Here is a 14,469-nt window from a genome sequence, read left to right as displayed (position 1 = left end):
CCGCTCGACAGCGACAGCGCGAGACGCGTGCCATCGGCGCGGCACAGTTCGTGCGCGGTCGCGGTCTCGCCGGACAGGTCGGGCAGGCCGGGAAGCAGGTCCGCGAGCCGCAGGCGTCCGGTATCGGGGTCGGTGATCCCCAGGATGCCGCGCGCGCTCCGGTTGATCGCGAGCACGTCGCCCGCCGCGTCGACGATGAGCATCGCCGCGGGGGTGGTGTTGAAGATCGAGTGGAGACAGAGTTCGCGCTGGTGCGACCGGCCCTGCGCGAGGCCAGCGCGCTGGCGCAGCAGCGTCATGCGACCGCCGAACAGCGCAAGGACGATCGCAAAACCGGTCACGACCAGCGTGTTCAGCGGCGTCACGAGCGGATGGTGCGCGCTGAACACCAGTGCGGTGGGAATCGTCGTCGCGGCGCCTACGCATGCGGTCAGCGCACCCCCGAGGACGGCGCCGATCGCGATCGCCGCCAGCGCGAAGGTGAAGGGCAGGTCGATCCCGAACAGGTGGCGGCCGAGCGCCGTGGCAACCAGCGCGGCGCTGCCGAAACCGACGCCCTGCAGCAGGTTCCAGCGCCAGTCGGACGCGGTCTCCTGCTGGTCGACGATGGCCCATAGCCGCTGCACGATCGCTCCAAATTCGAATCCGCCGGAAAGAACCAAAATGCTACGCTTTCCGCACAGGGGTTTCCAGACACCTGCCGGGGTCTTCGCGCAGTGCAACCGTCTCAAATTGAAGCAAAGCCGGTGTGACGGTCATGGTGTGCCAAGCCTGAACAGACTGTCTGGGGTCCGTATCCGTACGGACTTGCCTAAGACCCGGCGTGGTCGCAGCCTCAGCCAATGGTCTAGGCAGCTTTGGTAAGATTATCGCGTAATATTACAAAAACATCCAATGGAGGGGCGTCATGAATGAGCAGATCATTCGCAATGATGAATTGGATAGATCCAACGCTATTGTCGCAAGCAATGCCGAAATATTCCGCTACGCCATATCGAGCATTCTCAGCCAGCAGCATCTAGCCGATACGGTTCTGACGACATCGAACTGGAGCAGCGTCCAGGCGCATCTCCTGAGGGCGCACTGCACCAAGCTCGCCGTCATCAATACCGATGTTCTGAACGGCCAGGGTCACGGGATGATGCGCCGGCTGCGCCTGTCCTACCCGCACCTTCGGATCATCGTCGTCGGGCAGACGCGCGAGCGGATGAAGATCCTGTCGCTGATCAGCGCGGGCGCGCACGCCTATATCCTCGAATCCATGCCGATGGACGAGATCGCCAAGGCGGTGCGGATGGTCGCCGCGGGCCATATCTATCTGCCCGACATGGTCGGTGACCTGTCGGCGCCCGAACCGGACTCGGTGCGGGCCGAGGGCGCGCTCACCCGGCGGCAGCAACAGGTGCTGCAACTGCTCGTCGGGGGCGCGTCGAACAAGGAGATCGCGCATGCGCTGAACCTCGCCGAGGGGACGATCAAGGTGCATCTGTCGGGGCTGTTCAAGGCGCTCGGGGTGCACAACCGGACCGGTGCGGTCGCGTCGGTGCATGCGCAGGCCTATTGACCCGGCCTGCAGCCATGCCGCGCGGCGACCCGCCCGGGCCCTGCATCGTCCATGGTCTTAGACCGAGCGGCCTACTTGATCCTGCAGCAGCGTCTGGCACCTAAATACCGGGAAATCGGGCAGATATTGCGCTGCGCGAACGTCATGGGGATAGTCGATGGAGCGCCGGGACTTTCTGAAGATTGGGGCCGGCGCGACGACGGTGGCGCTCGCGGCGACGGCGCAGCAGATGATCACGCCGACCGACACGCCGCTCAGCAGCCCGGCGCCGACGCCGATGTCGCTATCGGGCTCGTCCGATCTTGCGCAGTCGCTCCGGCTGGTCATCGAGCCGGTCGAGAAGGAGATGATCGACGGCAAGATCGTCTACATGGTGTTCTATTTCCACGAAAACGGCCAGCCGCAGCCGGTGCTGCGGTACCGCGAGGGCGAACCCGTCTCGATCAGCGTCACGAACAACGACCTCGTCCCGCACGGCTTTGCGATCACGGGCATGCCGCAGGCGACCGTGCCCGAAATCCCCCCCGGACAGACGCGGCAGGTGCCGGATTTCGTCGCGCCGGTCGGCGGCTCCTATCTCTATCATGATCCGTATGAGCCGCCGCTCAACCGCATCCTCGGGCTGCACGGCGCCTTCATCGTCGACCCTGCGCTGGGCACGACGGTCGCGGGCTCGGCGACGCCGTTCAGCCGCGCGATGCACACGCCGCAGATCGCCGCGGTGTTCGATGCGTTCGGGCGGCATCCGCGCTTTCCCGGCGAGCGGTGGAAGGCGGGGGATCCGGCGCGCGACAAGCTGTGGCTGTTCTCGCAGACCGATTCGGCGATCAACGCGCGCGTGGCGTCGGGCTACCGGATATCGGGCCAGGCGCTGATCGATGCGTTCCTGCCCGATTATTTCCACATCAACGGCCTGAGCGGGTTCGATACCGCGGTCCACGACACCACAGCCAGCGTCGACAGGGCGGCCGCGCAGGCGATCGAGCCGGTCGGGAAACAGGGTCAGCCGACGCTGTTGCGGGTGATGAATGCAGGGCTGTGCACCCATTCGGCGCACATCCACGGCAATCACCTGTTCGAATGTACCGAGGCGGACGCGAGCGGCGTCCCCTATTGCGAGACCAACGTCTACGAACGCGACGTGTGGATCATGCGGCCGATGGACCGCAAGGACATGATCCTGCCGTTCGAGCGGCCGCCCGACGTGCCGGTCTGGCCGCCGAGGGAGGAGCCGTTCCCGCTGAAATACGTGATGCACTGCCACACCGAGATGTCGCAGACCGCGGGCGGGGGCAATTATCCGCAGGGACTGGTCACGCACTGGACGATGACCAGCCCGATCTACGCCTTCTGATCCGGTCGAGACGATGGGGAATGACCATGGGCGATGAAAGTATCAGTCCGTCGGGGATCGACTGGACCAAGACCGCGGCACAGGGCGTCACCAATTTCCAGACGTTCGGCTGCAACGTCTTCAAGGCGAGCCTGCCGACGCCCGACCGGCTGACGCCCGACATCAGCTTCGTCCGGCAGGTGACGACCAGCGGCAATCTGGTCGCGCCCGACGGGGTACGGCTGCGCTACTGGGCGTTCGAGGATCCGGCGAGCGGCATCAAATCACCCTATCCCTCGCCGCTGATGCGCGTGCGGGAGGGACAGATCGTGCATGTCACTTTGCTCACCGCCAAGCATGCGCACACGATCCATCATCACGGGATCGAGCCGACGACGATGCATGACGGCGTCGGCCATGTGTCGTTCGAGGTGGCGAACCAGTTCACCTATCAGTGGAAAGCGTCGAGCCCCGGCACCTTCTTCTATCACTGCCACCGCAACACCCCGCTGCATTTCGAGATGGGGATGTTCGGCGGGCTGATCGTCGACCCGCCGGAGGGGCCCGGCTATCTCTATTCGACGCCGATGCAGAATGCGCCGTACCAGCGCTACCAGGTCGAGCGGCTCTGGGTGTGCGACGACATGGATGCGCGCTGGCACAATGTGCTGAGCAACAACCATGATGCGGGCATGTGCGGGGAGAATGTCGGGTTGAACCGGTTCGAGCCCAAATATTTCCTGATCAACGGTGTGTTCCCGACCAAGACGATGACCGATCAGCGGGTCGCGGCCAAGGCGCGGGTCGGCGAGACCATTCTCATCCGGCTGCTTAACGCGAGCTACTCGATCCTTCGGGTGACGTTCCAGGTGCCGGTGACCTGCGTGTCGTGCGACGGGCACCGGCTGGGCAAGGAAAACTGGAATGCGCCGATCGTCTTTCCCGCGGGCAGCCCGATCGAGCTGACCAGCGCCGCTCGTCTCGATTTCCTGATCACCGCGACTCAGCGCGGCGCGATCAACGCAACGATCGAATATCTCCACTGGATCACCCGCCGCGTCCAGGACAATGGCCGCGGCGTGGCCAAGACGCAGATTGTCGTATCATGACCACACCCCCGACCCGATCCGCCCCCCCGTCCGCCCCCCCGTCCGCACGTCCCGGCCATGCGACGCATGCGGCAATGCCCACGCAGCTGGGCGGGGCGTTCGACTTTTCCGATGTCGCAGGCCGCCCGATCGGGCCTTCGGACTTTCGCGATCGCTGGACGCTGCTGTTCTTCGGGTACAGCCGCTGCCGCGCGAGCTGCCCGATGGCCATTCCGCGGATGGTGCAGACGGCGGAACGGCTGCGCCAGTCGGGGATCGCGGCGCGTGCGCTGTTCGTCGACATCGACGTGCCGCCGCTCGGCGTGGTGCGATTCCGCCGGCCGGGCGCGGCGGCGGCGATGGCGCTGCAGGCGGCCCCGCATCACGGCCACGGCGAGCTCGATCGCATCGCTGCGATGCGCGCGCTGGCGAAGAAGTTCGACGGGCGGCTGGTGGTCGCGACGGGCACGCGCGCACAGCTGTCCGCCGCGACCCAGGCATTCAACGTCGCGCGCGAGCACATCCCGCCAAGGCCCGGCGAGATGGGGCACAGCATCAACCACTCCTCGCTCATCTATGTCCTCGCGCCCGACACGCGTGTCGCGGGCTATGCGATGCACGACCAGCCCTCGGTCGCGCTCGAGGACATGATCCGTCATCTGGCACGCCGCCGGGGCTGACCCGGCGGCTTTTGTGTCCAGTATCGTCTCGACCGGCTGACTCGCTCGCCGGATCGGGACCCCGCCGCCGGAACGAGCCCCCCCTCACTGGCGGCGGGGTAGCGTCGCGCATGGCCCCGCTCGACCTCGCACAGACCGGGATTCGAAGCGTGTTCGGGTCCATCGCCAGGCGAAGCGGCCGCGAACCCGGCCGTTCGGCCTAGGACAGGGCCTAGGCTGCCAGGGGCCGGCGTAGGTCCTTCATGGGCCTTATCCCGCCGAACGAAGAATGGAAGGTTGGCGTCACGACGTGTGCCGGTCTTCGATCACGACCCGATCACGATCGCTCGAGACGTTTCGCGTTTCGTCATTCAGAGGGGAAATTGCATCATGTCTGGTGACTTTACCGTCGATCTGGGAGACCTGAACTTCATCCTGGCGCAGATCAGGATCAGCGAGCGCAATGCCGCTGGCGAGTCGCTCGCGGATATCCTGGGCCCCCAGGCGCAATTAATCCCCTATGGTCTGCGGACCGTCGATGGCAGCTACAACAACCTGCTGCCGGGCAATGCGGTGCTGGGCGCGGCGGACCAGCTGCTGCCGCGGCTGACGACGCCGGTGTTCCGCAACCTGAACGACGGCGCGACGTTCGGCACCGGGCCCGGCGGGCCGGTCCTGACCAACACCGATTATGGCACGCCGGGCAGCGTGGTCGATGCCGATCCGCGGCTGATCAGCAACCTGATCGCCGACATGACCAACACCAATCCCGCGGCGATCGCCGCCTGGTACGTCAACGCGCATGCGCAGGCGGCCTATGCCGATGCGCATGGCGGCGACGCGCCACCCGACGGCTATATCCCGACCAACGAGGAACTGGCATCGATCCCGAACCTGTCGCCGGACATCGGCCTGTCGCCGTCGTTCAACGCCTGGATGACGTTCTTCGGCCAATTCTTCGATCATGGGCTCGACCTGATCACCAAGGGCGGCAACGGCACGGTGCTGATCCCGCTCCAGCCCGACGATCCGCTCTATGTCCCCGGCGGCCCCAATTTCATGCCGCTGACCCGGTCGACGCAATATGACGCCAACGGCAACCCGGTCGTCGGTGGGACCGAAACGGTCAACACGACGACGCCGTTCATCGACCAGAACCAGACCTATACCTCGCATGCGTCGCATCAGGTGTTCCTGCGCGAGTATAAATTCTCGGTCGATTCGGACGGCGACGGGGTCAAGGATTCGCATGCGGTCTCGACCGGGCGGCTGCTCGACGGCGCGATCGGCGGGATGGCGAACTGGGCCGAGACCAAGGCGCAGGCGCTGACGATGCTCGGCATCCGGCTCGACGATTACGACGTGCACAATGTGCCGCTGCTGCTGACCGACGCGTATGGCCGGTTCATCCCCGGCGCGAACGGCTATGCCCAGATCATGCTGAAGGACGGCACGCTGCTCGAGGGGACGGCCGAGGGCGTCGCGGTGCCGGCGAACGCGTACTTCACCGGCCACGCGTTCCTCAACGACATCGCGCATCATGCCGAACCGGTGCTGGTCGACCTCGATCACAATCCGGCGACGCCCGCGGTGCGGCAGACCGCCGATACGGACATGCTCGACTTCAATGGCGACGGCGTGTCCGACGAGGCCGACCTGGTCGCGGGCGAGGGGCGGATCGTCGATGTGGATGGCGACCACGCGATCACGCTCGACGACCTGCGCGACGTCAATCTGGACGGCGTGATCAACGCGCGCGACCTGATCGCCGACGACAACAACCCGCTGACCTATGACGACGAGATGCTCGACGCGCATTTCGTCACGGGCGACGGCCGCGGCAACGAGAATATCGGGCTGACCGCGGTCCACACGGTCTTCCATTCCGAGCACAACCGCGTGGTCGAGGCGGACAAGCTGACGATCATCGCATCGGGTGACCTTGCCATCGTCAACGAATGGCTGCGGCCCGCCGCCGACGGTACGCGCACCGCGATCACGCAGGCGGAGCTCGATGCGATCGAGGCGCTGACCGGGACGGCGAAGACGCAGGCGATCGCCGCGCTCGACTGGGATGGCGAGAGGCTGTTCCAGGCGGGGCGGTTCAGCACCGAGATGCAGTATCAGCATCTGGTGTTCGAGGAATTCGCGCGCCGGATCCAGCCCAATATCGATCCGTTCATCTTCAGCAATACCGCCGACATCGACCCTGCGATCACCGCGGAGTTCGCGCACGCCGTGTACCGGTTCGGCCATTCGATGCTGACCGACACGATCGAGATCACCGATCCGACGCTGTCGACGCAATCGCTGAGCCTGGTCGAGGCGTTCCTGAACCCGCAGGCCTTTGGCGAAGCGGGTCTGGATCCCGTCACCGGCGAGGAGGATGCGGCGATCGCCGCGGGCGCCATCATTCGCGGGATGACGCGCGTCGAGGGCAGCGAGATCGACGAGTTCGTGCCGGATTCCCTGCGCAATTTCCTCGTCGGGCTGCCGCTCGACCTCGCCGCGCTCAACATCGCGCGCGGCCGCGATGCCGGCGTCGCGGCGTTCAACGTGGTGCGTGCGGAGCTCTATGCCTCGACCAACGAGTCGCAGCTCAAGCCCTATACGAGCTGGTTCGACTTCGCGCAGAACATCAAGAACCCGCTGTCGATCGTCAATTTCATCGCCGCTTATGGCACGCATCCGCTGATCACCGGCGAGACGACGCTGGAGGGCAAGCGCGCCGCCGCGACCCTGCTGGTGATGGGCGGCGCGGATATCGTCGTCCATGCGAATGCCGCGATGGGCGTCGAGGAGCATGCGCTCCAGGCCCCGGCCGATCGGCTCAACTTCCTGCAGAGCAAGGGCAACTGGGCGCCCAACATCGTCGACGGGGTCAATAGCCACGAAACCGGGCTGAACCTGGTCGATCTGTGGATCGGCGGTCTGGCCGAGGAGAAGATGGAATTCGGCGGGATGCTGGGTTCGACGTTCAACTATGTGTTCGAGCACCAGCTCGAAAGCCTGCAGAACGGCGACCGCTTCTATTATCTCAGCCGCACCCAGGGCATGAACATGCTCAACGAGCTGGAGAAGAGCAGCTTCGCCGATCTCGTCATGCGCAATTCCGACCTGGGCGACGTGCATTCGACGCATATCGACGGCCAGATCTTCAACACCGCGGACTATATCCTCGAACTCGATCCGCTGACGCCGCAGGTCACCAATATCGGCGAGGACGGCACGTATCTGGCGGGCGGCACGTTCGATCCGGTCTGGGAGGACAGTTTCCAGCAGGCGTTCGATCCCAAGGTGGATCGGATCGCCCCGGGCGAGGACGTCGACGGCGACGGCCATGACGATGGCGGGATGCTCAAATATAGCGGCGGCGAGCATGTCGTGCTCGGCGGGACCGAGGGCAATGACCGGCTCTATGGCGACAAGGGCATCGATACGCTGTGGGGCGATGGCGGCGATGATTACCTGAACGCGGGCACGGAATCCGATCAGGTCTATGCCGGTGACGGCGACGACATCATCGAGGATCCGTTCGGCGACGATTTCCTGCGCGGTGGCGAGGGCAATGACGTCGTCAGCGGCGGCTCCGGGCTCGACATCATGTTCGGTGGCGGCGGCCAGGACTTCATGGTCGGCGGCACCGACGCGAAGGAGATGTTCGCCGGCCGCGGCAACGACTTCCTGCTCGGCGGCAGCGGCAGCGACGGCCTGATGGGCAATGAAGGCGACGACTGGATCGAGGGCGGCGACGGCTTCGACAGCGTGACGGGCGAGAATTCGAACCTGTTCTTCAACAGCCCGATCATCGGCAACGACATCCTGAACGGCGGCGGCAACGACACCGATTATGACGGGGAGAGCGGCGACGACATCATGATCCAGGGGGCGGGGATCCAGCGCAACAACGGCATGGCCGGGTTCGACTGGGTCATCCACCAGGGTGATACGACCGCCGCCAATTCCGATCTCGGGCTGAGTGCCGCGGTCAACCAGCAGGCGTTCACGCTGCGCGACCGCAACGACCTGGTCGAGGCGCTGTCGGGCTGGAAATATGCCGACACGCTGACCGGCCGGCAGATCCCGCTCGGGCTCGTCAGCACGGGCGCCAATTTCCCGGACCTGCTCGGCGACGACAATCCCCGGATCCTCGGCAACAACCTGTACGAGGACGGCGTGCGGCTGATCACCGGGCTGCGCGAGCTGCTGAGCTTCAAGACCTGGGATGCGAACGATGTCGATGCGCTGGTGATGGACGGCAGCACGACCGACGACCTGCTGATCGGCGGCGGCGGTGCGGACGTCATCAAGGGGCGCGCGGGCAACGACATCATCGACGGCGACGCCTTTATGCACGTCTTCATCAGCGTGCGCGAAAACAAGGACGGCTCGGGCCCCGAGCTGTTCCGCGCGGATTCGCTGACGGAGATCCAGGCGCGACTGCTGAACGGGACGATCAACCCCGGCCAGCTCGTGGCATCGCGCGAGATCGTCTACCGCGAGACCGTCAACGGCTATGCCACGGGTGCAGCGACGATCGGGTCGGGGATGGATACCGCGGTCTATATCGGCAACCGCTCCAACTTCACGATCACGCTGCGGCCCGACGGGCGGGTCAGCGTCGTCGACAATATCGGCGACGAGGGCAGCGACATGCTGCGCAATGTCGAGCGGATCCAGTTCGCCGACAGCATCGCCGAGATCAACCGGCAGCATGTCGGCAGCTTCGGGATCGATAACGTCGAGCCGGAAATCGATCAGGTGCTGACGGTCACGACGGGCAGCTTCATCGATTATGACGGCACGACGAGCTTTGCGCGGCAGTGGCAGCGTGAAGTCGAGGGGACGTGGGTCGATATCGCGGGGGCGACCGGCGATACCTATCAGGTCACCGTCGAGGATATCGGCCAGCCGCTGCGCGTCGCGACCAACTATACCGACAATCGCGGGTTCAGCACGCAGGGGACGAACCAGCCGGAATCGGTGGTCTATTCCGACGCGACGATGGCGGTCGCGATCCCCGATTACGCGATCCTCGGCGACGAGGAGGCCAATGCGCTCACCGGCACGGAGGACGCCGACCTCGTCTTTGCGCGCGGCGGCGATGACACGCTGGTAGGGCTCGACGGGGACGACCGTCTGTTCGGCGAAGACGGGAACGACAGCCTCGATGGCGGCAGCGGGGCCGACCGGATGGCGGGGGGGCTGGGCGACGACACCTATGTCGTCGATGACGGCGGCGACACGGTCGTCGAGGGCAGCCTGGGCGGCACCGACACGGTGACCAGCAGCATCAGCTACACGCTGGGCGCGAACGTCGAGAACCTGGTGCTCGGCGGCTCTGCGGGGATCAGCGGTACCGGCAATGGCGGCGACAACGTGCTGACCGGCAACGGTGCCGCCAACACGCTGACGGGGCTCGCCGGTGCCGATTTCCTCGATGGGGGAGCGGGCGCCGACACCATGGCGGGCGGGCTGGGGGACGACACCTATGTCGTCGACAGCACGGGCGATGTCGTCAGCGAAAGCGGGGGCGACGGGACCGACACCGTCATCAGCAGCATCGCCTACACGCTCGCGACGGGGCTGGAAAACGTCACGTTGACTGGAAACGCGGCGCTGAACGCCACCGGAAACGCGGTCGCGAACGTCGTCACCGGCAATGACGGGGACAATAGTCTGGCGGGGCTTGCGGGGGACGACCGGCTGACCGGCGGCGGCGGCAACGACCGGCTGGACGGCGGCACCGGTGCGGACACGATGGCGGGCGGGCTTGGCAACGACACCTATACGGTCGACAATGTCGGTGACGCCGTCGACGAGACCGGCGGGGACGGGGTCGATCTGGTCAACAGCAGCGTGAGCTTCGCCCTGGCGGCCGGGGTGGATAATCTCACGCTGACAGGCACTGCGGCGATCAACGCGACGGGCAATGCCGATGCGAACGTCTTGACAGGCAATGCCGGGGTGAACCGGCTGACCGGTCTCGACGGCGCGGACACGCTCCGCGGACTGGCCGGCAACGACCAGCTGTTCGGCGGCGGCGGGGCGGACGATCTCGACGGCGGCATCGGTGCCGACCTCCTGTCCGGCGGCACGGGCGACGACATCTATACCGTCGACAGTGTCGGCGACGTCGTCGACGAAATCGACGGCGACGGCGTCGACCTGGTCAAGAGCAGCGTGACCTTCACGCTCGCCGCCGGTGTCGAGAATCTGACGCTGACGGGGAGCGGTTCGCCCAGCGCGACGGGCAACGCCGCCGCCAACATCCTGACGGGCAATGGTGCGGCGAACACGCTGACGGGTCTCGACGGCGACGACACGCTGATCGGGCTGTCGGGCAACGACCGGCTGAACGGCGGTGCGGGCGCGGACATCCTGAACGGCGGCACCGGCTCGGACATCATGACCGGCGGCGACGGCGACGATCTCTATAGCGTCGACACGACCGGCGACATCGTCGACGAGACCGCCAGCGACGGTATCGACACCGTCACCAGCAGCCTCACCTACACGCTCGGCACCGGCGTCGAACGCCTCACCCTGACCGGGACGGGGGGAATCGCGGGGCGGGGCAATGCCGCTGACAACGTCATCACCGGCAATGACGGCGCCAACGCGCTGTCGGGTTTTGCCGGCAACGACCAGCTGTTCGGCGGCGCGGGCACGGATACGCTCGACGGCGGCACGGGCCAGGACGTGATGTCCGGCGGGCGTGGCAACGACAGCTATGTCGTCGACGATATCGGCGACGTGGTCGACGAGACCGGCGGCGACGGCCTCGATACGGTCACCAGCAGCGTGTCCTTCACGCTGGGGGCGGGGGTCGAGCGTCTGACGCTGAGCGGGGTGGCGGCGATCGATGCGACGGGCAGCGCGGATGCCAACATCCTGACGGGCAATGCCGGCGTCAACATCCTGTCGGGGATGGAGGGGGCCGATACGCTGCGCGGGATGGCCGGCAACGATCAGCTGTTCGGCGGTGGCGGCGCCGACACGCTCGACGGCGGCACCGGCGCGGACGTGATGGCGGGTGGCCTGGGCGACGATATCTACATCGTCGACACTCTGGGCGACAGCGTCGACGAGACCGACGGGGACGGCGTCGATCTCGTCACCAGCAGCATCACCTTCACGCTGGCCGACGGGCTCGAGAACCTGACGCTGACGGGCACTTCCGGGGTGCACGGCAACGGCAATGCCGGCGCGAACGCACTGACGGGCAATAGCGCGGGCAATATCCTGTCCGGGTTCGACGGCGACGACCTGTTGCAGGGGCTGGGGGGCAACGACCAGCTGCTGGGCGGCGCGGGGCAGGACCGGCTCGTCGGCGGCACCGGCAGCGACCGGCTGACCGGGGGCACGGGCGACGACGTGTTCGTGTTCGTGACCGGGCAGGGCAATGACACGGTGGTCGATTTCGACTTCGATGCGGCCGGGGGACAGGACCTGCTCGATGTTTCGGGTTGCGGCATCACCGCCGCCAATTTCGGGGCACAGGTGCTGATTTCGCAGGTCGGCGTCAACACGGTGATCACGATCGGCACGCAGACGATCACGCTCACCGGGGTGAACGCGACGACGATCGACCACAGCGATTTCGGGTTCTGATCGATGATGCAGATGTTCGGGGACCGGCTGGCGCAGCCGGTACGGGATGCGGTGACGCGCTGTCGGTCGCATCTCCTTGCCGCCTTGCTGTTCAGCGCGCTGGTCAACATCCTGTACCTCGCGCCGACGCTGTACATGATGCAGGTCTATGACCGGGTGGTGCCGACCGGGGGCGTCGTCACTCTGGTGATCCTGACGCTGGTGCTGGGGGCGGCGATCGCCACGATCGGGGTGCTGGAGGCCCTGCGGTCGCGGCTGATGGTCAAGGTGTCGCTGCGGCTCGACCAGCGCGTGTCGCGGGCGATCCTGGCGCGGCTGATCGAGCGCGGTCACACCCGGCAGCGGGACCCGACGACCGCACAGGCGATGCGCGAGTTCGACACGCTGCGGCAGGTGATCACCGCGCCGACGCTGGTCGGGATCTTCGATGCGCCCTGGACGCCGATCTATGTTCTGGCTGCGGTGCTGATCCATCCGCTGCTGGGGCTGTTCATCATCGCCGCAGGCGCGTGCCTCGCGGTGCTGACATGGATGTCCGAGCGGGGGACGCGCGGGCTGATGACCGTCGCGCACACCGCCAATGCCCGGTCGGCGATCGTCCAGGAGGATATCGCCCAGCAGGCCGAGCTCGTCCGCGCGCTGGGCATGGGCCGGGCGATGGTCGACCGGCAGATCGCCGAACGCAGCGACGGGCAGGCGGCGCTGGCCGCGGCGCAGATGGCGACCGCGCGCTATGCCGCGATCGCCAAGTTCATGCGGTTGTTCCTACAGTCGCTGGCGCTCGGGCTCGCCGCGATCCTCGCGGTCCAGCGGCAGATCTCGGTCGGATCGATCATCGCCGCCTCGGTGCTGCTCAGCCGTGCGCTCCAGCCGGTCGAGCTGCTGATCGGTGGCTGGTCGAACCTGCAGAGCGCGAACGAGGCGCTGAAATCGCTGAAGCAGCTGTTCGACACGGACGCGGCGGCGGCGCCCGCGACCGTCCTGCCGGCGCCGCTCGGCCGGATCACCGCGCGCAAGATCACCACGCGCAGCGCCGATGGCGCGGCGATGCTGCTGAAGGGCGTGAGCTTCGACCTGCAGGCGGGGCAGATGCTGGGCATCGTCGGGGCATCGGGGGCGGGCAAGACGACGCTGATCCGCATCCTCGCCGGGGGTATCGCGCCCGAATCCGGACAGGTGCTGCTCGATGGCGCGGATACAATCCTCTGGGATGCGCAGCGGCTAGCGCGGTACCGCGGCTATGTGCCGCAGGAACCCGGCTTTCTGACGGGCACGGTGGCGCAGAACATCGCCCGGTTCGCCGATCCGAACGCGGTGGACCCGGTCTCGTTCGACCGGCGGGTGATCGACGCGGCCAAGGTCGCGGGGTGCCACGCGCTGATCCTGTCGCTGCCCGGCGGCTATGACTGTCCGATCGGGCGCGGCGGCCTGGCGCTGTCGGCGGGCCAGCGGCAGCGGATCGCGCTGGCGCGGGCGATGTTCGACGATCCACCGATCCTTCTGCTCGACGAACCCAATGCCGCGCTGGACGCGGAGGGCGAGGCGGCGCTGATGCGCGCGCTGGAGACCAGTCGCCAGCGCGGCGCGACGATCGTGATCGCGGCGCACCGCACCAGCGTGCTGGCCGCCGCGGATCGGCTGCTCGTCCTCAACGCCGGATCGGTCGACTGCGAAGGTCCGGCCGAGGAGGTTCTGGCCGAGCTGGCGCGCCGCGCCGGCGGGAGCCGCGGCAATGTCGTCGGACTGAAGGGGGCTGTGTCATGAGCATGATCGACGATTCGGCGCGGGTGGAGATCCGGCGCGGCCTGCGCGTCGCGGCGCTGTTCTTCATCGGGCTGCTGGGGGGCGCGTCGATGATGCCGCTCGACGCCGGCGTCTATGCCCGCGGCGCGGTGATCGTGTCGGGCAAGCGGCAGGCGGTGCAGAATCGCGACGGGGGCATCGTCACGGCATTGCGCGCCGTCGAAGGCCAGAAGGTCGCGCGCGGGCAAGTGCTGCTCGAGATCGCGTCGGCGGATCTGCACGCGCTCGAACGCGGGATGACCGCCGAGCTGATGATGCTGTTCGCGCAGCGCGAACGCCTGCTCGCCGAACGCGACCGGCGCGCGGTGATGGCCGAGCCGGTCGAATTCCGCGCGCTGCCGGCGGCGGACCGGGTGCTGGCGGAGGATGCGCTGCGCGGGCAGCGGTTGCTGCTGGCGGCGCGCCTGC

At 66.8% G+C, this 14,469-nt stretch carries 7 protein-coding genes and 1 pseudogene; 7 read left to right on the top strand and 1 reads right to left on the bottom strand.

Going from position 1 to position 14,469, the window contains the following annotated elements; translation table 11 throughout:
- Positions 1 to 626, bottom strand: a 626-nt coding sequence (locus tag sphsw_RS17955) for a PAS domain-containing protein (RefSeq protein ID WP_152555551.1), incomplete at its 3' end; no start/stop codon positions are given.
- Positions 627 to 907: 281 nt separating this feature from the next.
- Here sphsw_RS17955 and sphsw_RS17950 point away from each other — a divergent pair.
- The 7 genes and pseudogenes from sphsw_RS17950 to sphsw_RS20020 all read left to right on the top strand — a co-directional run.
- The gene (locus sphsw_RS17950) at positions 908 to 1,564 is read left to right on the top strand and encodes a LuxR C-terminal-related transcriptional regulator (protein WP_031441816.1); all 657 of its coding nucleotides are present in this window, start codon (positions 908 to 910) and stop codon (positions 1,562 to 1,564) included.
- Between the two features lie 157 nt (positions 1,565 to 1,721).
- On the top strand, positions 1,722 to 2,918 hold the full coding sequence (locus tag sphsw_RS17945) for a multicopper oxidase domain-containing protein (protein WP_052381005.1): 1,197 nt from the start codon (positions 1,722 to 1,724) through the stop codon (positions 2,916 to 2,918).
- Positions 2,919 to 2,944: 26 nt separating this feature from the next.
- Positions 2,945 to 4,006, top strand: coding sequence for a multicopper oxidase domain-containing protein (locus tag sphsw_RS17940; protein WP_160172668.1), 1,062 nt, complete (start codon positions 2,945 to 2,947; stop codon positions 4,004 to 4,006).
- Positions 4,003 to 4,665 carry an SCO family protein gene (locus sphsw_RS17935; protein ID WP_081874424.1) on the top strand — a complete coding sequence of 221 codons (663 nt, stop codon included), beginning with the start codon at positions 4,003 to 4,005 and terminating at the stop codon, positions 4,663 to 4,665. Before sphsw_RS17940 ends, sphsw_RS17935 begins: the two co-directional genes overlap by 4 nt.
- A gap of 369 nt (positions 4,666 to 5,034) precedes the next feature.
- Positions 5,035 to 12,258, top strand: coding sequence for a peroxidase family protein (locus sphsw_RS17930; protein ID WP_052381003.1), 7,224 nt, complete (start codon positions 5,035 to 5,037; stop codon positions 12,256 to 12,258).
- A 6-nt stretch (positions 12,259 to 12,264) separates the two neighbouring features.
- Complete coding sequence (locus tag sphsw_RS17925; protein ID WP_235188459.1) at positions 12,265 to 14,022, top strand: type I secretion system permease/ATPase; 1,758 nt, start codon at positions 12,265 to 12,267, stop codon at positions 14,020 to 14,022.
- Positions 14,019 to 14,469: pseudogene (locus sphsw_RS20020) on the top strand (biotin/lipoyl-binding protein); the annotation flags it as partial. The gene sphsw_RS17925 and the pseudogene sphsw_RS20020, both read left to right, overlap by 4 nt.

This window comes from Sphingomonas sp. FUKUSWIS1 (assembly GCF_000733135.1).
Taxonomy (GTDB): Bacteria; Pseudomonadota; Alphaproteobacteria; order Sphingomonadales; family Sphingomonadaceae; genus Sphingomonas; species Sphingomonas aerolata.
The sequence above is the reverse complement of the archived record's forward strand: the minus strand, read 5'-3'. Positions and strand labels throughout refer to the sequence as shown.